The sequence below is a fragment of the Streptomyces sp. R28 genome (genome assembly GCF_041052385.1).
Lineage (GTDB): Bacteria > Actinomycetota > Actinomycetes > Streptomycetales > Streptomycetaceae > Streptomyces.
Genome location: NZ_CP163439.1, coordinates 7,102,037 through 7,121,048, shown reverse-complemented (window position 1 = coordinate 7,121,048; position 19,012 = coordinate 7,102,037). Strand labels below are relative to the sequence as shown.

17 protein-coding genes and 1 pseudogene are annotated in these 19,012 nt (G+C 71.7%); 13 read left to right on the top strand and 5 right to left on the bottom strand.

Translation table 11 applies throughout. The annotated features are described in order from the left end of the window. Nucleotides 1-66 precede the first annotated feature (66 nt). Nucleotides 67-1,320: pseudogene (locus AB5J49_RS32125) on the top strand (beta-ketoacyl synthase); the annotation flags it as partial. 24 nt (nucleotides 1,321-1,344) lie between these two features. Here the strand turns inward: AB5J49_RS32125 and AB5J49_RS32120 are convergent. After that, nucleotides 1,345-2,397: a Ku protein gene (locus AB5J49_RS32120; protein WP_369172359.1), complete on the bottom strand. Its 1,053-nt coding sequence runs from the start codon at nucleotides 2,395-2,397 to the stop codon at nucleotides 1,345-1,347. Nucleotides 2,398-2,448: 51 nt separating this feature from the next. On the opposite strand from AB5J49_RS32120, the gene ligD reads away from it, so the two are divergent. Next, nucleotides 2,449-3,330 carry a non-homologous end-joining DNA ligase gene (gene ligD, locus AB5J49_RS32115; RefSeq protein WP_369172358.1) on the top strand — a complete coding sequence of 294 codons (882 nt, stop codon included), beginning with the start codon at nucleotides 2,449-2,451 and terminating at the stop codon, nucleotides 3,328-3,330. Nucleotides 3,331-3,510: 180 nt separating this feature from the next. Here ligD and AB5J49_RS32110 read toward each other — a convergent pair whose 3' ends face one another. Continuing rightward, nucleotides 3,511-4,320: a nuclease-related domain-containing protein gene (locus AB5J49_RS32110; protein ID WP_369172357.1), complete on the bottom strand. Its 810-nt coding sequence runs from the start codon at nucleotides 4,318-4,320 to the stop codon at nucleotides 3,511-3,513. A gap of 113 nt (nucleotides 4,321-4,433) precedes the next feature. Between AB5J49_RS32110 and AB5J49_RS32105 the strand changes: the two genes are divergently transcribed. The 6 genes from AB5J49_RS32105 to AB5J49_RS32080 all read left to right on the top strand — a co-directional run bounded on the left by AB5J49_RS32105 (nucleotide 4,434) and on the right by AB5J49_RS32080 (nucleotide 10,660). After that, complete coding sequence (locus AB5J49_RS32105; protein ID WP_369172356.1) at nucleotides 4,434-4,940, top strand: dual specificity protein phosphatase family protein; 507 nt, start codon at nucleotides 4,434-4,436, stop codon at nucleotides 4,938-4,940. Between the two features lie 117 nt (nucleotides 4,941-5,057). Continuing rightward, entirely contained in the window at nucleotides 5,058-5,837 is a 780-nt protein-coding gene (locus tag AB5J49_RS32100) for a hypothetical protein (RefSeq protein WP_369172355.1), read from the top strand. Further along, nucleotides 5,834-7,069, top strand: coding sequence for an ATP-binding protein (locus AB5J49_RS32095; protein ID WP_369172354.1), 1,236 nt, complete (start codon nucleotides 5,834-5,836; stop codon nucleotides 7,067-7,069). The genes AB5J49_RS32100 and AB5J49_RS32095 overlap by 4 nt, the downstream gene beginning before the upstream one ends. A 202-nt stretch (nucleotides 7,070-7,271) precedes the next feature. Next, complete coding sequence (locus AB5J49_RS32090) at nucleotides 7,272-7,727, top strand: SH3 domain-containing protein (protein WP_369172353.1); 456 nt, start codon at nucleotides 7,272-7,274, stop codon at nucleotides 7,725-7,727. A 43-nt stretch (nucleotides 7,728-7,770) separates the two neighbouring features. Continuing rightward, complete coding sequence (locus AB5J49_RS32085; protein ID WP_369172352.1) at nucleotides 7,771-9,153, top strand: FtsW/RodA/SpoVE family cell cycle protein; 1,383 nt, start codon at nucleotides 7,771-7,773, stop codon at nucleotides 9,151-9,153. 31 nt (nucleotides 9,154-9,184) lie between these two features. Further along, nucleotides 9,185-10,660, top strand: a complete 1,476-nt coding sequence (locus AB5J49_RS32080; protein ID WP_369172351.1) for a penicillin-binding transpeptidase domain-containing protein — start codon at nucleotides 9,185-9,187, stop codon at nucleotides 10,658-10,660. Here the strand turns inward: AB5J49_RS32080 and AB5J49_RS32075 are convergent. Then, nucleotides 10,637-12,604 (bottom strand): nitrate- and nitrite sensing domain-containing protein, encoded by a 1,968-nt coding sequence (locus tag AB5J49_RS32075; RefSeq protein WP_369172350.1) that lies wholly within the window; start codon nucleotides 12,602-12,604, stop codon nucleotides 10,637-10,639. The genes AB5J49_RS32080 and AB5J49_RS32075 overlap by 24 nt on opposite strands. Nucleotides 12,605-12,772: 168 nt before the next feature. Here AB5J49_RS32075 and AB5J49_RS32070 point away from each other — a divergent pair, with 168 nt between their 5' ends. Further along, a complete protein-coding gene (locus tag AB5J49_RS32070) occupies nucleotides 12,773-13,291 on the top strand; it encodes a DUF3291 domain-containing protein (protein ID WP_369172349.1) in 519 nt (172 codons plus the stop codon). Here the strand turns inward: AB5J49_RS32070 and AB5J49_RS32065 are convergent. Next, nucleotides 13,288-14,394: a ferritin-like domain-containing protein gene (locus AB5J49_RS32065; protein WP_369172348.1), complete on the bottom strand. Its 1,107-nt coding sequence runs from the start codon at nucleotides 14,392-14,394 to the stop codon at nucleotides 13,288-13,290. The two genes, AB5J49_RS32070 and AB5J49_RS32065, sit on opposite strands and share 4 nt — an antisense overlap. Before the next feature lie 125 nt (nucleotides 14,395-14,519). On the opposite strand from AB5J49_RS32065, the gene AB5J49_RS32060 reads away from it, so the two are divergent. From AB5J49_RS32060 to AB5J49_RS32045, 4 genes are all read left to right on the top strand, one after another. Beyond that, nucleotides 14,520-15,458, top strand: coding sequence for a diiron oxygenase (locus AB5J49_RS32060; RefSeq protein WP_369172347.1), 939 nt, complete (start codon nucleotides 14,520-14,522; stop codon nucleotides 15,456-15,458). A 166-nt stretch (nucleotides 15,459-15,624) separates the two neighbouring features. After that, entirely contained in the window at nucleotides 15,625-16,269 is a 645-nt protein-coding gene (locus tag AB5J49_RS32055; protein ID WP_369172346.1) for a TetR/AcrR family transcriptional regulator, read from the top strand. Then, entirely contained in the window at nucleotides 16,262-16,582 is a 321-nt protein-coding gene (locus tag AB5J49_RS32050; protein ID WP_369172345.1) for a hypothetical protein, read from the top strand. Before AB5J49_RS32055 ends, AB5J49_RS32050 begins: the two co-directional genes overlap by 8 nt. 102 nt (nucleotides 16,583-16,684) lie before the next feature. Beyond that, entirely contained in the window at nucleotides 16,685-17,836 is a 1,152-nt protein-coding gene (locus AB5J49_RS32045) for an NlpC/P60 family protein (RefSeq protein WP_369172344.1), read from the top strand. Here AB5J49_RS32045 and AB5J49_RS32040 read toward each other — a convergent pair. Next, a complete protein-coding gene (locus AB5J49_RS32040; protein ID WP_369172343.1) occupies nucleotides 17,754-19,007 on the bottom strand; it encodes a styrene monooxygenase/indole monooxygenase family protein in 1,254 nt (417 codons plus the stop codon). The genes AB5J49_RS32045 and AB5J49_RS32040 overlap by 83 nt on opposite strands. Nucleotides 19,008-19,012: the final 5 nt, after the last annotated feature.

Below are 19,012 nucleotides of genomic sequence, written 5' to 3'. Positions count from 1 at the left end.
GGAATCTGGGCATGTTTCCCTTTCAACCACCAGAGGGGGCATGCCCAGATGAGCGAGGCCGCCGCGTCCGCACCGCGCAGAGTCGTCGTGACCGGGCTCGGGGCGGTCACGCCGTTGGGCGTCGGGGCCGGCGAGTTGTGGCAGGGACTGCTCGACGGGCGGCACGGCATCCGGGAGTTGCGGGACCCCGAGTTCGACGGGTTGCCCGTGCGGGTCGCCGGGGTGGTACCCGTGGACCCCGGTGAGCTGCTGCCCCGGCCCGTGGCCCGGCGGATGAACCGGGCCGCCCAGCTCGGGGTGCTGGCCGCTCGGGAGGCGTGGGCCGACGCCGGGTTCGTGGCGGGCGGTACCCGGGAGAGCGGGATCGATCCGGAGCGGGTGGGGGTGAGCCTGGGGGCCATCCTCGGTGACGCGTCCGTACTCGTGGGCGGGGACCGCCAGCTACGGGAGAAGGGCCCCCGGGCCGTGTCGCCGCTCACCACGCCCATGACCGTGCCCTCCCAGGCCGCCTCCCAGGTCTCGCTCGATCTGCACATCACCGGCGAGGCCCGGACCGTGACGAGCGCGTGCGCGTCGGGGACCGAGGCCATAGGGCAGGCGATCGACCGCATACGGTACGGGCGCATCGACATCGCTCTGGCGGGCGGCGCCGAGGCCGTCGTCACGCCGGCGATCATGGCGTCCTTCGCGGCGATGCGGGCCCTGGCCGACGGGGACCCCGCCGACGGTTCGCCCTCCCGGCCCTTCGCCAAGGACCGGGGCGGGTTCGTCAACGGCGAGGGTGCCGGGGTCCTCGTACTGGAGGCCGAGGAGCACGCACGGGCCCGGGGAGCGCGGATCTACTGCGAGGCCGCGGGCTGGGGGCTCTCCGCCGACGCCCACCACATGGCCGCGCCCGACCCGTCCGGCAACGGCATCGCGCTCGCCCTGCGCCGGGCCCTGCGGGACGCCGGGGGCCGGGTCGGGGACGTCGTCCACGTGAACGCCCATGCCACGGCCACGGTCGAGGGCGACCTCGCGGAGGCGGGTGCGCTGCGGGCGGTGCTCGAGCGGCGGTCCGTACCGGTCACCGCGCTCAAGGGGCACCTCGGGCATCTGCAGGGGGCCGCGGGCGGCGTCGAGGCGGTTGCCACCGTGCTGACGCTGCATCACGGGGTGGTGCCGCCGACGGTGGGGAGCGAAGAGGTCGACGACGCGATCGACCTGGATGTGGTGCGGGGGGCACCGCGCGCGCTGCCGGAGGACGGGGACCTGGCGCTCAGCAACTCGTTCGGGTTCGGAGGGCACAACGCCGTGCTGGTGCTGCGCCGGTCGAGGTGAGGCTCCAGCCGCTCACGCCCCCGCTCACGCACTGCGCTTGCGGGCCGCCGTCTTCTTGGCGGTCTTGGCGGTCCTGGCCGTGGTCTTCTTCGCCGTGCTCCTGGCTGTGCTCTTGGCTGTGCTCTTCGCTGCCGTCTTCTTCGTTCCCTGGGCCGTCTTCGACGTCGACTTCCTGGCCGATGCCGTCTTCTTCGCCGCTGTCTTCTTCGTAGTCGCCGTCGACTTCTTGCCCGCGGCCTGCTTCGGGGCCGCCCTGGCCGACTTGCGCTCCGGCAGACGTCTGACCTCCGCCGGCTCCTCGCCGCGGGACTCCTTCGCCGCCCGCACGCTGCTCTCCAGGGCCGCCATGAGGTCGAGGACCTTCCCGCGGGTGGCGGGTTCGGGGGCGGCGGGCGGGGCCTCGCCGGCCGCCTTCGCGGCGATGACCTCCTCGACGGCCTCGCGGTACTCGTCGTGCAGATCGTCGAGGTCGACCTCGCCGAGGGTGTCCATCAGGGCGTCCGCGAGGTCGAGTTCCTTGTCGCGGACGGTGACGCCGGTGTCGGGGGCGACACCCTCGGGGGCACGCACCTCGTCGGGCCAGAGCAGGCCGTGCATGGCGATGGCGTCGCCGACGACCCGCAGCATGCCCAGCCGCTCCCGGCCGCGCAGCGCGAACTTGGCGATGGCGACCTTGTTGCTGCGCTTGAGCGCCTCGCGCAGCAGGGTGTACGGCTTGGCGGCCGGGGCGCCGCTCGCGGCGAGGTAGTACGCCGCGTCCATCTGGAGCGGGTCGATCCGGTCACCCGGCACGAAGGCCACGATCTCGATCGTCTTCGCGGTCGGGATCGGCAGCTCGGCCAGGTCCTCGTCGGTGATGGGGATGATCGAGCCGTCCGCGTCCTCGTACCCCTTGCCGATCTCGCCCTGGCTGACCTCGCGGTCCTCCAGTTCGCAGAACTTGCGGTAGCGGATCCGGCCGCCGTCCTCGGTGTGGATCTGGCGGAAGGAGATCGCATGGCTCTCGGTCGCGTTCACCACCTTGATCGGGATGCTGACCAGGCCGAAGGAGATGGCGCCGTTCCAGATGGATCGCACGTTCAGCACCTCTCGGGGTGGTTCAGGAGGATTTCATGTGATTCTCATCGTATGACGCCGATCACAGAGGTGGAGGGGCGGGGGCTCGCGCTCAGCAACCTGGAGAAGGTGCTGTATCCGGCGGCCGGGTTCACCAAGGGCGAGCTGCTGCACTACTACGCGACCACCGCCGACGCACTCCTGCCCCATCTGCGCGACCGGCCGGTGTCCTTCCTGCGCTACCCGGACGGGCCGGGCGGACAGGTGTTCTTCACCAAGAACGTGCCGCCGGGTACGCCCGAGTGGGTCACCACCGCCGAGGTGCCCCGCACGGAGGGGCCGGCGCGGATGGTGCTGGTGCAGGATCTGCCCTCGCTGATGTGGGCGGCCAACCTCGTCACGGAGTTCCACACGCCCCAGTGGCTGATCGACGCGCCCGGCGAGGCCGACCGGCTGGTCTTCGACCTCGACCCCGGCTCGCCCGCCACCGTGGTCGAGTGCTGCGAGGTCGCCCTCTGGCTGCGGGAACGGCTGGCCGCCGACGGCATCGAGGCGTACGCCAAGACCTCCGGCTCGAAGGGGCTCCATCTCGCCGCCGCCATCCGGCCGGCCCCCTCCGAGCAGGCCACCGGATACGCCAAGGAACTCGCCGTGGAGGCCGAGAAGGTCATGCCCCGGCTCGCGATCCACCGGATGACGAAGAGCCTGCGGCCCGGCAAGGTCTTCGTCGACTGGAGCCAGAACGCCGCCCGCAAGACCACGGCCACGCCCTACACCCTGCGCGCCCGCCGCGACCCGACCGTGTCCGCACCGGTCACCTGGGAGGAGGTGGAGAACTGCCGCTCCCCCCGAACCCTGACCTTCCTCGCCCCGGACCTGGCCCCACGCCTCCAGGACTACGGCGACCTGTTGGCACCGCTCCTGGACACGTCCCGGTCGGGCACGCTGCCGTGACCTTTCGTGGCCGTCGGCCTCACGTTCGCGACTGCCGCTTTCCAGCGCCGGCCCAGGCATTTCAGCCCGTCTGGGGGTGCCCCCTCTGGGGGAGCTTGAGGACGAGGCCCGTTCAGGGCCGAAGCGGGGGTCTGGGCGCGGCAGCCCCCAGTCGACGGCAACGACAGCCGCCGCGCACACTCAACCAACGGCACCCCAAACTCGCCGGTCCCGAGCCATCGCGTGCAGCGCCTCCACATCCGCCGGCTTCAGCAGCCCACCCAGCCTGCCCAGCCCCTCCACCTCCGTGTCCCGCAGGACACGAAGGCCCCGCAGCGGCCCGGGGACCGCCACGTCGGCCGGGCCGACCAGCGCGAGGACCGGGCGGACCTCGGCGGTCAGGGCGTAGGAGGCACGGTCGGCATCGGCGCGGAGACGGCGCAGCAGGGGGTACGGTTCGCGGTGCCCGAGGGAGACCATCGGGTCGGCGACGGTCACCTTCTGCTTACGGGCGTACAGGCTGTGCAGCACGAACAGCCCGCCGGGGCCGATCACGAGGTGGTGGATGCGGTCGCCGCCGGGCAGCGCGATGGAGTGCAGCGCGTGCCAGCCGGCGCCCTCCAGCCGGTCCAGGGCCTCGCCGACCGTCTGCTCCGCCGTCAGCGCCCGGCGTCGCGGGTCGGGGCGGCGCAGCCGGTGGGAGGGGCCCGGATCCCGGTCGAGGGAGACCAGGAGCGCCTCGCCGGGACGGTTGGGCGCCAGGTCGTCGTCCGGGTGGAGGGTCAGCCGGGCCAGCTCGGCGGGCGTGGGGACCGGCGGCGGGCCCACCGTCACCGGGCCGGTGACGAAGGGGCCGAGCGCCTCCAGCACCTCCTCCCTGCGGTCGTCGCTGAGCAGGTTGATCCTGGCCGCCTCGCGGTCGTACCAGGCGAGGTTCCGCCCGTCCGTGAGGCAGACGTAGAGCCGTTCCTGGCCGTGCCGCCAGGTCGGTATGACGCGCAGTCCACTCATGCACCATCACCCCACTGACCATGGGAACAGGCTGGGTGCTGCGGGGGCAAGAACCCGGTTACCTTTGAGCGGAGTTGGGCAGACCCCCCGGGAGGGGTCTTGGGGAGGCGCCGTTGCGTACCCGCAGGAAGCAACCCGACGTACCGGCTCCGGACAGCCCGTGGAGCGAGATCGTGCCCGGCCTGTGGATGGGCGGGCACGAGTTCCGGGGGCCGTCGGGACAACTGGAGTTCGCCGTCGTGCAGGACGAGTTCGATCTCGTACAGACTCTGCTGCGCCTGCCGGGGCACGGGCCCGATCCCGGGGTCGAGCACCATGTGTGGCCGATTCCCGACGGACCGCTGGACGGAACCCAGCTCGCCGGGGTGATCCGGCTCGCGGAGGCGGCGTGCGCGGCGCTGGACGAGGGCCGCAACGTCCTCGTTCGCTGTTACCACGGGTACAACCGCTCGGGGCTCGTCATCGCGCACGCCCTGGTCCGCCGGAGCCACTCCGCCGAGCAGGCGATCCGGCTGATACGCTCCCGCCGCTCTCCGTGGGCCCTGCACAACGAGCTGTTCGTCGACTACCTCCGGGCCGGCCTGTCGACCGCCCGGCTGCTTGAGGAACTCGCCGAGTAACCGTTTCGCCCGTCCGCCCACCGGGTGCGCAAAAAGGACTTCCGTACGAATAGGGTGTACGGGCCTACGCCCATTATCGGCCTCAGCCCCAGCCCCAGCCCCAGCCCCAGGAGAACCGTGCCTCGCACCCGCCCCACGCGCACCGTCGCGCTCAGTGCCCTGGTCGCACTGCTGCTGGCGGCGGCGACGGCCTGCGGGGACGCCGGGGGGCTCCAGGGCGCGGGCCCGACCCAGACCGCGGTCAGCCCGGACAAGCTCTGGCCGGAGCTAACGCCGGCGTCCAGCCCCGCCTATGAGATCGGCGAGGTGAACAGGGAGACGGTGAAGGGCGTCACCGTCCCCGGGGGCGACATCCGCGACGTGAGCCCCGTGGAGGTCGTACGCAAGGAGATCGCCGCGAACCGGAACGAATACGACGGCAAGGACGCGACGTACGGGCAGACCGGCCGCCTGATGGCCGAGTGCGCCAAGGGCGCCGGGCGCGGCAGGTGCCCGGTGCTCCAGCCGTACTACCGGGACCTGACCGGCGACGGGCACCCCGAGCTGACGCTGGGCTTTCGGCTGATGCCCGGCAAGACGACCGCGGTGCGCGTCTACACCGTCGAGAAGCACAGGCTCGTGCAGGTGATGGGGTGGGACGACGCGCTCAGCGGCGTCGAGCTGGCCGGACGGTCGGTGATCGTGCGCTCGCCGTCCGAGGTCGCCGGGTACGAGTACCGGCTGCAGTGGACCTGGGACGCGGACCAGAAGGGGATGCTGCTCACGCACGACGAGATGCTGCGCACCGGCCACCACAAGAAGGCGCCCCACCCGTCGCCCTCACGTTCCGCCTCGCCCTCGCCCTCGCGTTCCGCCTCACCTTCCCGGTCCGCCTCCCCCTCGGCGAGCACCCCATGAGGCTCGCGCTCCCCCAGTGGGCCGGCACGCTCGCCGTGAAGGCCGCCCTCTTCATCACGGTGATGTGCTGCGCGCTGGCGGCGCTGCTCGGCATCCTCGTGCACGTCTCGGTGACGAACCAGACCGTCGGCCAGGCCCGCGACCTCGCGCTGTCCCGGCTGGAGGACGCCACGACGGCGTTCGAGGCCGGGGACCCGCTCGGCCACGGCATCCGCCTGGATCCGCCGGAGCTGCCGGAGTCGCTGCGGGAGCTGGCGGTGGCCGGGGAGCGCGGCACGATGGTCGCCGACCACCACGGGCGCCCCGCGATGTGGGCGGCGGGGCCGGCCGACGGCGAGCGGGCCCTCACGGTCGAGGTCGACTACTCGCAGCAGGCGCGCACCATCGAGGGGCTGGACCGGGCGATCCTGTGGTCGTCGGGGCTGGCGATCGGGGCGACGCTGCTGGTGGGCGCGTTCGCGGTGACCCGGGTGACGCGGCGGCTGCACGCCACGGCCCGGGTGGCCCGGCGGATCAGCGGCGGCGACCTGGACGCGCGGGTCGGCGATCCCCGTACGAAGGACCCGACCATGCCGCAGGACGAGGTGGCCGCCGTCGCCGCCGCCCTCGACTCGATGGCGTCGTCGCTGCAGAGCAAGCTGATGTCCGAGCAGCGGTTCACGGCGGACGTGGCGCACGAGCTGCGTACGCCGCTGACCGGGCTGCACGCGGCGGCCGAGCTGCTGCCGCCCGGGCGTCCGACGGAGCTGGTGCGGGACCGGGTGGCCGCGCTGCGCACGCTGACCGAGGATCTGCTGGAGATCTCGCGGCTGGACACCGGGCGTGAGCGGCTGGAGGCGGACACCGAGCCCCTCGCGGCGCTCGCGGAGCGGGTGGTGCGCGGGTCCGGCACCGACACGGAGGTCGTCGTCGTACGCGACGCCGTGGTGGAGACCGACCGGCGGCGGCTGGAGCGGGTGCTGGGGAACCTGGTGGCGAACGCGCACAAGCACGGGCGGGGACCGGTGTCCGTGGTCGTGGACGGGCCGGTGGTCACCGTGCGGGACCACGGCGTCGGCTACCCGGAGTATCTCGTCGCACATGGGCCGCAGCGCTTTCGCACGGAGGGCGGAGCCAAAGGGCACGGGCTGGGGCTGACCATCGCGTTGGGGCAGGCGGAGGTACTCGGCGCGCGGCTCACATTCGCCAACGCGGAGGACGGCGGGGCCGTGGCCACGCTGACGCTCCGCTAGGAAGCACCGAGGACGGGCGGCCGCGCCCCCTGCTGTGCCATACGGCCCCATACATCCTCATACAGCCTCATACGGTCTTATCCGGCCCCATACGGTCCCCGAAAGTCTCGGCCCCCTATGGCCCAGCGTGGCGCGCGGCCCTGTCGACTCGCTCTTAATGTGGCGATTAGTCAGGTTCGTCACCCCTCTCTGGAGGTACCCCATGGCCCTGCGCTCCCGCTTCGCCATATCCATAGCCGCCGGCGCTCTCGCCCTCGCGGCTGCCGCCACGCCTGCCGTCGCCGACGACGACTGGGGCTCCCAGGGGAACTCGAGCGAGTCCCAGGAGGACTTGGGCGTGCCCGCGGACGACCCCGAGGGGGACTTGGGCGGGTCCGGGGGCGACGGGGGTGGATCCGGGGGCGACTGGGACAACGGCGGGCGACGGTTCGCCACGGGGCGCGTCACCGCGAACACCCTGCTGCTGCGCAGTGCGCCGAACCGCGGCAGCCAGGTGATCCGGGTCGTCCACCGGGGCGACATCGTCAGGATCTTCTGCAAGACGCCGGGCCAGCGGGTCCAGGGCAACCCCCTGTGGTATCTGCTCGCGGACGGCACCTGGGCCTGGGGGGCGGCCCGGTACATCGACAACATCGGGGCCGCGCCGCGCTGGTGCTGAGTCCTAAGGCACACAAGGCAGACTATTTGGGTAAGTTCCGGGCATGACCAAGGCCGGAACCACCCTGGTGGCAGCGGACACGCCCGCTCCCGCCGTACCGATCCCCCGGCGCCGTGGCATCGAACTGGCCCTCATCGTCGTGGCCGTCCTGCTCTCCGTGTACGGCTACTGCGCGGTCGGCCTCGCCCAGCACGGCACCGTCCCGCCCGGTGCCGCCGGTTACGGCGCGGGGCTCGGCGTGCTCGCGTTGGTCGCCCATCTGGCGGTGCGCCTGCGCGCCCCCTGCGCCGACCCGCTGCTGCTGCCGATCGGCGTGCTGCTCAACGGCCTCGGCCTGGTCCTGATCTACCGGCTCGACCTGGAGACACCGGGCGATCAGGCGGCGCCCGCCCAACTCGTGTGGTCCACGCTTGGGGTGGCGCTGTTCATCGTGGTCGTGCTCCTGCTGCGCGACTACCGGGTGCTCCAGCGCTACTCGTACGTCTGTGTCGTCGCCGCTCTCGTGCTGCTCACCCTGCCGATCTTCTTCCCGTCCGTGAACGGCGCCCGCATCTGGATCCGGATCGCCGGATTCTCCATCCAGCCCGGCGAGTTCGCGAAGGTGCTGCTCGCGGTGTTCTTCGCGGCGTATCTGGCCGCCAACCGCAGCGCGCTGGCCTACACGGGCCGTCGTGTCCTCGGGATCGACCGACTGCAACTGCCCACCGGGCGCGTCCTCGGCCCGATCGTCGCCATCTGGCTGCTGAGCGTGGGGGTGCTCGTCCTCGAACGCGACCTGGGCACATCGCTGCTGTTCTTCGGCCTGTTCGTGGTCCTGCTCTACGTCGCCACCGGCCGCACCGGCTGGATCGCGCTCGGCCTGCTGCTGGCGGCGCTCGGCGCGGTGGCCGTCGGCCAGCTGGAGCCGCATGTGCACAGCAGGGTCGAGGACTGGCAGCACCCGTTCGCGTCGATCGACGCGGGCCAGGGCCCCAACCAGCTGTCCCAGTCGCTGTTCGCCTTCGCGGCGGGCGGCGTGCTCGGCACGGGACTGGGCCTCGGCCACTCGATCCTGATCGGCTTCGCGGCCAAGTCGGACTTCATCCTGGCGACGGCCGGGGAGGAGCTGGGTCTGGCGGGCCTGTCGGCGATCTTCCTCCTCTACGGCCTGCTGGTGGAGCGCGGCTACCGGGCGGGCCTCGCCCTGCGGGACCCCTTCGGCCGGCTGCTCGCGGTGGGGCTCGCCTCGATCCTCGCGCTCCAGGTGTTCGTGATCGCGGGCGGGGTGACGGGCCTGATCCCGCTGACGGGCATGGCGATGCCGTTCCTGGCGCAGGGCGGCTCGTCGGTGGTGACCAACTGGGCCATGGTGGCGCTGCTGATCCGGGTGAGCGACAGGTCGCGCAGTCAGCTCGGCGTGCCCAAGGGCGAGGAGGCCGCCGTATGACGGGACACGACGAGCGTGCGGAGGCCGCCCGATGACCCGGCACATCCGGCATGCCGCGCTCTTCTGCGCCCTGCTGCTGATCGCGCTGCTCGTGACCGCCACCCGCCTGCAGGTCTTCGAGGCCCCGACCTACGACGACAACATCGCCAACCGCCGCACCAACATCGCCCGTTACGGGCAACCGCGCGGCGACATCCTGGTCGGCCGCGAACCGGTCACCGGATCCCACGACACCGGCGAGCACCTCCGCTACGAACGGACGTACGCCAACGGCCCGATGTACGCCCCCGTCACCGGCTACGCCTCGCAGGTGTACGGCACCTCGCTCCTGGAGCACACCGAGGACGGCGTGCTGTCGGGCACGGACCCGCTGCTGTCGCCGTTCCCGCTGTGGAACGACCTCGCCCGCGACCGGAACCCCGGCGGCGACGTCGTCACCACCCTGCACCGGGGCGCGCAGGAGGCGGCGTACGAAGGGCTGGCCGGCCGCAAGGGCGCGGTGGCGGCGATCGAACCGGCGACCGGGCGGATCCTGGCCCTGGTGTCCGCGCCGTCGTACGACCCGTCCGTACTGTCGGGGAACGGCTCGTCCGTGGCGCGGTCCTGGAAGTCCCTGAACGGCGACGCGGACAAGCCGATGCTCAACCGGGCGGTGCGCAAGACGTATCCGCCGGGTTCGACCTTCAAGGTGGTGACCGCGGCGGCGGCGCTGGACTCGGGCGTGGTCGAGGACCTGGACGAGCCGACCGACTCCCCCGATCCGTACCGCCTCCCCGGCACCAGGACCTCGCTGACGAACGAGTCCGAGGGCTGCGAGGACGTCCCGCTGCGGAAGGCCTTCGAGTGGTCCTGCAACACGGTGTTCGCCAAGCTGGGTGTGCGGGTGGGGGCGAGGCGGATGGCGACGACGGCGGCTGCCTTCGGCTTCAACGACGCGGACCTGCGGATCCCGTTCTCGGTCGCCGAGTCCACCTTCGACCCGAAGGTGGACCGGGCGCAGCTCGCCCTGTCGTCGATCGGCCAGTACAACACCCGGGCCACTCCGCTGCAGATGGCGATGGTCGCGGCGGCCGTGGCGAACGGCGGCAAGGTGCGCTCGCCCTATCTGGTGGAGCGCACGACCCGGGCGAGCGGCGCCACGGTGTCGACGCCCGCCTCCCGCCCGGTGCGGCAGGCCATGCGCCCGTCGACCGCCGTACTCGTCAAGGAACTGATGGCGGACGCGGTGCGCGAGGGAACCGGCACGAACGCCTGGATCCCCGGCGCGACGGTCGGCGGCAAGACCGGTACGGCCCAGCACGGCCTCGGCAACTCCGGGACGCCGTACGCCTGGTTCGTCTCCTGGGCGCAGGGCGACCGCGACCTGGAGCCCAAGGTCGCGGTCGCCGTGGTGGTGGAGGACGCGGACGCGGACCGGGGTGAGATCAGCGGGGGCGGGGACGCGGCCCCGATCGCGCGGGCGGTGATGGAGGCGGTGCTGAAGTCACCGTCGCAGGGCCGCGGTTGACGTCGGCTCCTGAACCAGGACGGCCGGCAGGGCGACGTACGCGGTGACGCCCGTGCCCTGGGTGGGGCGCAGCTCGACATGGGCGCCGAGGCGGGCGGCGAGGGCGCCGACGACGTGGTGGCCCAGGAACCTGGTCGGGGCGGTGTGCAGGGAGTCGCCCTGGCCGGCCAGCACGGCGTTGGACTCGGCCAGGAGCTCCGGGGTCATCCCGATCCCCCGGTCCACGACGGCCAGGCAGTACTCGGCGCCGTCGCGCCAGCCGTAGACCTCGACGGGCTGCTCGGGCGGGCTGAACATCAGCGCGTTCTCCACCAACTCGGCGAGCAGGTGGGACAGTTCGGCGACGCAGTGGCCGCGGACGCCGCACTGCTGGACGTCCACCGCGGCCACCCGCCGGTACTGCTCGACCTCCGACACGGCAGAGCGCACCACGTCGGCGACGGCGACCGTGCCCTTCCAGGATCGGGCCGGCGACTCCTCACCGGCGAGCACCAGCAGGGACTCGGCGTTGCGGCGCATCCCGGTGGCGAGGTGGTCGAGTTCGAAGAGCTCGGCGAGGGCGTCCGGGTCGAGCTCCTGGCTCTCCAGGGTGGTGATCAGGCCGAGCTGCCGGGTGAGCAGGCTCTGGTTGCGCCGGCCGAGGCTGGCCAGGGACTCGGTGCTGGTGCGGCGCAGGACGGCCTGCTCGGCGGCGAGTCCTACGGCGGTGTCCTCGACGTTGCGCAGGGCCGCGGCCAGGCGGCTGATCTCCCGTGCGCCCCCGGGCGGCCGGGGCCGTGCGAACTGCGGCGCGGGCGGGGTGTCGGGGTCGGCCTCCTGGATCCGCCGGACGGCGTCGGGCAGCCGGCTCCCGGCAACGGCGTCCGCCTCGTCGGCGAGGGCGCCCAGCGGCCGGGTGATGGAGCGGGCCGAGAAGACGGCGAGCGCGACGGCCACGGCGAGGATCAGCGCCCCGAGCGCGAGGAAGCCACCGAGCTGTCGGGTGGCGGCGGAACCGGCCTCGGCGGCACGCGCACGGACGTCGTCCCCGACCGCCCGCTGCACGTCGTGCAGATCGTCGACGAGGGTCGTCATGTCGGCCCACCAACGGCCAGGGGGAACGGCGAGAGCGGACCCGTCGGCCCCCCGCTCGGCCCGCGTCTCGTACCCGCCGACCCGGCGCGCGGCAGCTGTGCCGAAGGCACCGTCGAGCGCGGACTCCTCCTCTACCCCGGCGAGTTGCCGGAACTGCCCCAGCGCGGCCACCCGGGCGGCCCGGACCTCCGTGAAGTCGAGGTACTCCCCGGCACGGAACCGCCCGGCCGCGAACACCCCGTTGAGGGAGCCGCGTTCGAGAGCGACGGCCTCCGTGGCGCGGGCGAGGGCCTGGAGCGCCTGCACGCCCTGTGCGATCCCCCGGTCGCCGTCCGGGGCGCCGGCCGACTCGGCGTCGATGAGGGCGGTGACGGCCTTGGTGTACGTGCGCAGGGTGGCGGCACGGTCGGCGGTGCCGGCGTCGACGCCCTCGCGCGTCGCGGTGAGGGCGGCGAGGGGATCGTCGGCGGCCCGCAGCGCAAAGACCGCGGCGTCGGGCAGCGCACCGCTCTCCTCTTCGAGCGCGGCACGCAGGGCGTCCCGTGCCTCGTCGGTACGGCCGCGCTGCGCGGCGACGTCGTCGCGGTACCCGGCCTCGCCGCCCAACAGCCCGTTGGTCAGCCCGCGTTCGCGCTGCACCTCCCGGACGAGCTCCTGCCCCCGCAACAGCACCCCGACATGCGCCTCGGTCTCCCGGGCGGCGGACCAGTCGGCGGCCCGGTCGGCGACGCCGAGCCCGATCAGAGTGAGCAGTAGGCAGGTCGGAACGGCCAGCACGATGGCCATCCGGCCCCGGATGGAGTTCCACCCGGGAAGGCCGGCCGGGCGGCGGACGATGGAGCGGAAGGTGGTCAGTACTTTCCCCGTCATGCCCCGTGAGGCTACGGGCGGGCCGGTCAGGGCACGGTTTCCCGCCCGTAAGACGCCGGTACACAGGTACTCACGCACACTCCGTCCACTCTGTGAAAGAGGGACATGTGCCCACGTACTGAGACGCACCCTGGGCCCGCGGCCGCGCCCCGACCTATCGTTCGGTCCATGACGCCATCCACCGCCCCGGAATCAGCCTACGAACTCGCCCAGGTCAACATCGCGCGCCTCAAGGCCCCGCTGGACTCACCGCAGTTGAAGGACTTCGTCGACAACCTCGACCCCGTGAACGCCGACGCCGAGGCCGCCGACGGCTTCGTCTGGCGACTGCAGGACGACTCCGGCGACGCGACGGACGTGAGCGTCTTCGGCGACGACTGGCTGATCATCAACCTGACGATGTGGCGGGACACGAACGCCCTGACGGCGTACATGTACCAGGGCCGTCACCGCGAGATGCTGGCCCGCCGCCGGGAGTGGTTCGAACGGGTGCAGGAGGCGATGACGGCTCTGTGGTGGGTCCCCGCGGGCCACCGCCCGACGGTCGCGGAGGCGGAGTCGCGCCTCCTGCACCTGCGCACCAACGGCCCGACCCCGTACGCCTTCACCCTGCGCACGTCGTTCCCGCCGCAGGGGGCGCAGCCGGTACTCGGCGAAGTGCCGGACGACCTGGGCTGCTCGCTCTAGCCCTCACCGCCCGCCTCGATCGCCTCCTCCACCTCCGCCACCCGCTCCCGCTCCTCCACCGCGAACCGCTCGGCGTCGAGCTTCTCGGCGATCTCCTCGTCCTGAGCCATCAGCAGGTCCAGGTTCGAGTCCCCCATCTCGAACACCCCCATGTGCACATAGGCCTGCTGAAGGCGCTCGCCCCACAGCCCGATGTCCTTCACACAGGGGACGATGCGAGAGAAGAGCAGCCGCCGGAACAACCGCAGAAACTCCGACCGCTCACTGATCTGCTCCGCCTCGGCCTTCGGGATCCCGAAGTTCTCCAGGACCTCCACGCCCCGCAGCCGGTCGCGCATCAGATAGCAGCCCTCGATGACGAACTCCTCGCGCTCGCGGAGCTCGGCATCGGTCAGCTGCTTGTAGTAGTCCCGCAGCGCCATCCGCCCGAAGGCCACGTGCCGCGCCTCGTCCTGCATCACATACGCCAGGATCTGCTTGGGCAGCGGCTTGTCGGTGGTGTCCCGGATCATCCCGAAGGCGGCCAGCGCAAGCCCCTCGATCAACACCTGCATACCGAGGTAGGGCATGTCCCAACGGCTGTCCCGCAGCGTGTCACCCAGCAGCGACTGCAGGTTGTCGTTGATCGGATAGACCATCCCGATCTTCTCGTGCAGAAAGCGCCCGTAGATCTCGGCATGCCGCGCCTCGTCCATCGTCTGCGTCGCCGAGTAGAACTTCGCGTCCAGATCGGGCACCGACTCCACGATCCGCGCCGCACAGATCATCGCGCCCTGCTCGCCGTGCAGAAACTGACTGAACTGCCAGGAGGCGTAGTGCTTGCGCAGCTCGCCCCTCTCCCGCTCGCTCATCTTCGCCCAGTACGGCGTCCCGTACAGGGCCATCGCCTCCTCCGGCGTACCGAGCGCGTCGTACGGATCGACCTCCAGGTCCCAGTCGATCCTCGACTGCCCGTCCCACTGCTTGTCCTTGCCCTTCTGGTACAGGGCCAGCAGCCGGTCGCGGCCGTCGTCGTACTCCCAGCTGAAACGGGCCGCGCCGGTCGCGGGTACCTGCCAGAGAGGGTCTCCCGGATCGTTGGCGTACACGTCGAATGTCGGCATGTCCGGCAGGCTCACACGTAGTAGACGCCGGGTCAACAAGTCTTGCGCAGGGGATTGACGGTCTTGCTGACAAGCAGTCTCATAAGACGCGGACGACGTACCCCCGGTAACGAGGTGAGGGACCGATGACGACCCTGACGGAAGACGCCGCGCTGGACGGACTGCGCGACGCACTCGGCCTGCTCAAGGACCGCGAACAGGTGGCCGAGCGCCTCCTCGCCTCTTCCGCCAAGCACTCCTTCGACCCCGACAGGGAACTGGACTGGGACGCGCCCTTCGAGGAGGGCAAGTGGTTCTGGCCCCCGGAGCTCCTCTCCCTCTACGACACCCCCCTGTGGAAGCGGATGAGCGAGGAACAACGCCTCCTGCTCTCCCGGCACGAGGCCGCCGCACTGGCCTCGCTCGGGATCTGGTTCGAGCTCATCCTCATGCAGCTCCTGGTCCGCCACATCTACGACAAATCAGCAACGAGCGCACACGTCCGCTACGCACTCACCGAGATCGAGGACGAGTGCCGCCACTCCAAGATGTTCGCCCGCCTGATCTCCCACGGCGACACCCCCTGGTACCCCGTCAGCCGCACCCACCAGCAGCTGGGCCGCCTCTTCAAGACGATCTCCACCACCCCCGGCTCCTTCACGGCGACCCTCCTCGGCGAGGAGGTCCTCGACTGGATGCAGCGCCTGACCTTCCCCGACGAGCGCGTACAACCCCTGATACGCGGCGTCACCCGCATCCACGTGGTCGAGGAGGCCCGCCACGTCCGCTACGCCCGCGAGGAACTCCGCCGCCAGATGCTGACGGCCCCGAAGTGGTCCCAGGAGTTCACGCGGGTGACCTCCGGTGAGTTCGCGCGGGTGTTCTCGGTGGCGTTCGTGAATCCCGAGGTCTACACGAACGTGGGCCTGGACAAGCGGGAGGCGATGGCGCAGGTGAAGGCGAGCGGACACCGGCGGGAGGTCATGCAGACGGGGGCGAAGAAGCTGACGGACTTCCTGGACGACATCGGGGTGCTGCGGGGGGCGGGGCGGCGGCTGTGGAGGTCGTCCGGGCTGCTGGCGTAAGGGGGGCCGGGCGGGGGTGGGTCGCGCAACCCGGCGCTAAGGAGTGCCGCCCTCTTGGGGGCGCGGGACCGTACCGGTGTGCGACTCTGCTGCGTGGGCGCGACCAGCCACAACGGACCCGCGTCCGCCGAATCCCCGCACCCCCGCGGCGACTAGGCTTCATCCCATGCCCGCCGCCCCCGCCTACCGCCGCCTGAGCGTCGAGGAACGCCGCAGCCAGCTCCTCGACGCCGCCCTCACCCTCTTCGCACACCGAGCCCCCGAGGACGTGTCCCTGGACGACGTGGCAGAGGCGGCCGGCGTGTCCCGGCCCCTGGTGTACCGCTACTTCCCCGGCGGCAAGCAGCAGCTCTACGAGGCCGCCCTCCGCTCGGCCGCCGAAGAGCTCCAGCGCTGCTTCGACGAACCCCCGAACGGCCCGCTCCTGCCCCGCCTCGCCCGCGCCCTCGACCGTTACCTCGCCTTCGTGGACGAGCACGACGCCGGGTTCAGCGCGCTGCTCCAGGGCGGCAGCGTCGTGGAGACGTCCCGTACGACGGCCATAGTCGATGGCGTACGCCGCGCCGCGGCCGAGCACATCCTCAGCCACCTGGAGATCACCGACCCCGGCCTGCGCCTGCGCATGACCGTACGGATGTGGATCACCGCCGTGGAGGCGGCCTCCCTCATCTGGCTCGACGAGGACAAGCAGCCCCCCGTCGAGGAACTACGGGACTGGCTGGTCGACCAGTTCGTCGCCGTACTCTCCGTCACGGCGGCCCGAGACCCCCAGACCGCGGAGCTGACGCCCAAGCTTGCGGCGGATGGCTGAGACTGGTGCCGTGAAGAGCGAAGAGACCCCCTTCGAGGGCGGCCCCATGGACGGCCGCGTACTGCCGGTGCTCCTGGGCATCACCGGCCACCCGCCCAAGACGTACCGCATCCCCGTCCCCGACCCCCACGGCGGCCCGCCGACCGTCCTCGTCTACCACCGCGTCCCCCGCACACCGGGCGCCCACATGGGTCTCTCCCGGCGCTGGAAGTACGAGTACGCCCCCGAAGGAAGGCAGACCCGCCGTCTGAACTGGCCGTGGTCCAAGCCAGACGCCACGCCGCAGCGCAAGCCGGACACCACGGACGAGTGACGCCGCTGCGCCGAACCGCGCACACCCGCCGCGCAAACCCGCCGCCCCGGTCTAATCCTCACGGTGTGGAGCAGAGAGCCTCTCCGCACCGGAGGTGATGACGTGTCAGGAAGACTCCTACGTCTGGCATGCACGGCGGCGGCAACGGCGACCGCGACGACGGCCGCCATGCTCCTCTCGCCGGCACCGTTCCTCTCGCCGGCACCCGCAGCGGCCGCCGTGGCCCGCGAACCCCGAGCGCGATCCACGGCAGAACTCCTGACCGACCTTCAGCGCCTGTACCGCGAGGCCGAGCGGGCCACGGAGACCTACAACGCCACCGAGGAGAAGCTGGAGAAACAGCGCACCGAGGTGACCCGCCTGGACACCGCCCTGGCCCGCGCCCGCCTCTCCCTGCACGACAGCCGGGGAGCGGCCGGCCGCCTGGCCCGCCAGCAGTACCAGAACAGCACCGACATCTCCCCGTACGTCCGCCTGCTCCTGGCCCGCGACCCCCAGCACGCCCTGGACCAGGGCCATGTCATCGGCCGGCTGGCACGCGAGCGCGCCGAGACGGTCGGCCGCCTGACCGGCACGGAAAGGAAGGCCGACGGGCTGGCCCGCCAGGCCCGCAAGGCCCTGGACGCCCAACTCGCCCTGGCCGAACGCCAGAAGAAGAACCGGGACGCCGTACGCAAGCGTCTGAAGAAGGTCGAGGAACTCCTCGCCTCCCTCACCGCCGCACAGCTCACCGCCCTGGCCGCATTCGAGAAGCAGGACGTCGCCGAGTCCCAGAGGGCCTTCATGGCGTCCGGCGCCCTCGCCAAAGACGACCACAAACCGTCCCGCGAGGCCGCCCGCGCCATCCGCTACGCCAAGAAGCAGGTGGGAAAGCCCTACAAGTGGGGCGCGGAGGGCCCGAAGTCGTACGACTGCTCGGGCCTGACGTCAGAGGCATGGGCCCACGCCGGTACCCCGATCCCCCGCACGAGCCAGGAGCAGTGGGCGCGGCTCGACCGCGTCCCGCTGACCGAACTGCGCCCGGGCGACCTGATCGTCTACTTCCCGGACGCCACGCACGTGGCCATGTACCTCGGCAAAGGCAAGGTGGTCCAGGCCCCGCGCACCGGCGAGAAGGTCAAGATCTCGCCGATCGCGTCGAACCCGGTCCTCGGAGCCGTCCGCCCGGAGGTCAGGCCCCCGAAACCTCCGCGAGGTAAGCCTCGGTCTTCTCCGGCTCATAAAAGAAGTTCTCGAAGTCGGACGGATCATTGAACCCGTTGGCGAACCGGTCGGCGACCGGCGGCAACTGGCCCGCCGCGCCGATGAGGTTGAGAACGTGCTCCGGCGGCGGCGCGAGCATCGCGTTCGTCCACTTGGTCACATGCTGGGCGGTGGCCCAGTACCGGTCGAAGGTGGCGCGCATCCACGCCTCGTCGAACTCCTTGTCCCCGTGCTCGACGATCGAGGCGAGGTAGGCGGCCGCGCACTTGGACGCGGAGTTGGAGCCCTGCCCGGTGATCGGGTCGTTCGCCACGACGACGTCCGCCACACCCAGCACGAGGCCGCCACCGGGCAGCCGCCCGATCGGGTTGCGCACGGTCGGCGCGTACCGTCCGCTCAGCACGCCGCCGGCGTCCGTGAGCTCGGCCTTGGTCGCCCGCGCGTGCTCCCACGGGGTGTACTTCTCCATGAGTTCCAGGGTCAGGGAGAGGTGCTCCGCCGGGTCCTTCACGCCGTCGAAGACGTCGAGCGGCCCGCCGGGTATGCCCTCCCAGAACAGGATGTCCGCGCGTCCGGAGGTCGTCAGGGTGGGCATGACGAACAGCTCGCCGACGCCGGGGACGAGGTTGCAGCGGACGGCCTCCATGTCCGGGTGCTCCGGACGCGGGCCGAGACCGTGCACGTACGACACGGCGAGCGCCCGCTGCGGCTCGCTGTACGGGGACCGCTCCGCGTCCCGCTCGAACATCTGGACGAGCTCACCCTTGCCGGCCGACACCAGCACCAGGTCGTACGTACGGGAGAAGTAGTCGAGGTCGCCGACCGCCGCGCCGTGGATGACCAGTTGGCCGCCGCGCTGTGCGAACGTCTCCATCCAGCCGGCCATCTTCACCCGCTGGTCGACCGACTGCGCGAACCCGTCGAGGTTGCCCACCCAGTCGATCGCCCGCGCCGCGGGGCCCTCGCCCCAGGAGCCGGGAGCCGCCACCGAGGCGCCGAGCCCTTCGATCTTCGGGGCCTGGGACTCCCAGAAGTTCAGCTGGAGATCGCGCTCGTGCTGCAGTGCCGTGTGGAACATGCACTGGGTGGACATGACCCGGCCGGAGCGGATCTCGTCCGCGGTCCGGTTGGACATCAGGGTGACCTCGTACCCGTGCGACTGGAGTCCGAGGGCGATCTGGAGGCCGGACTGGCCGGCTCCGACGACGAGTATCTTCCGCATGCCGG

What these genes read in the sequence shown, in the direction of transcription:
- ligD (WP_369172358.1), top strand. Translation starts at nt 2,449, where the DNA reads ATGACGCCGATCACAGAGGTGGAGGGGCGGGGGCTCGCGCTCAGCAAC.
- AB5J49_RS32110 (WP_369172357.1), bottom strand. Translation starts at nt 4,320, where the DNA reads ATGAGTGGACTGCGCGTCATACCGACCTGGCGGCACGGCCAGGAACGG.
- AB5J49_RS32095 (WP_369172354.1), top strand. Translation starts at nt 5,834, where the DNA reads ATGAGGCTCGCGCTCCCCCAGTGGGCCGGCACGCTCGCCGTGAAGGCC.
- AB5J49_RS32090 (WP_369172353.1), top strand. Translation starts at nt 7,272, where the DNA reads ATGGCCCTGCGCTCCCGCTTCGCCATATCCATAGCCGCCGGCGCTCTC.
- AB5J49_RS32085 (WP_369172352.1), top strand. Translation starts at nt 7,771, where the DNA reads ATGACCAAGGCCGGAACCACCCTGGTGGCAGCGGACACGCCCGCTCCC.
- AB5J49_RS32080 (WP_369172351.1), top strand. Translation starts at nt 9,185, where the DNA reads ATGACCCGGCACATCCGGCATGCCGCGCTCTTCTGCGCCCTGCTGCTG.
- AB5J49_RS32075 (WP_369172350.1), bottom strand. Translation starts at nt 12,604, where the DNA reads ATGACGGGGAAAGTACTGACCACCTTCCGCTCCATCGTCCGCCGCCCG.
- AB5J49_RS32070 (WP_369172349.1), top strand. Translation starts at nt 12,773, where the DNA reads ATGACGCCATCCACCGCCCCGGAATCAGCCTACGAACTCGCCCAGGTC.
- AB5J49_RS32065 (WP_369172348.1), bottom strand. Translation starts at nt 14,394, where the DNA reads ATGCCGACATTCGACGTGTACGCCAACGATCCGGGAGACCCTCTCTGG.
- AB5J49_RS32060 (WP_369172347.1), top strand. Translation starts at nt 14,520, where the DNA reads ATGACGACCCTGACGGAAGACGCCGCGCTGGACGGACTGCGCGACGCA.
- AB5J49_RS32055 (WP_369172346.1), top strand. Translation starts at nt 15,625, where the DNA reads ATGCCCGCCGCCCCCGCCTACCGCCGCCTGAGCGTCGAGGAACGCCGC.
- AB5J49_RS32050 (WP_369172345.1), top strand. Translation starts at nt 16,262, where the DNA reads ATGGCTGAGACTGGTGCCGTGAAGAGCGAAGAGACCCCCTTCGAGGGC.
- AB5J49_RS32040 (WP_369172343.1), bottom strand. Translation starts at nt 19,007, where the DNA reads ATGCGGAAGATACTCGTCGTCGGAGCCGGCCAGTCCGGCCTCCAGATC.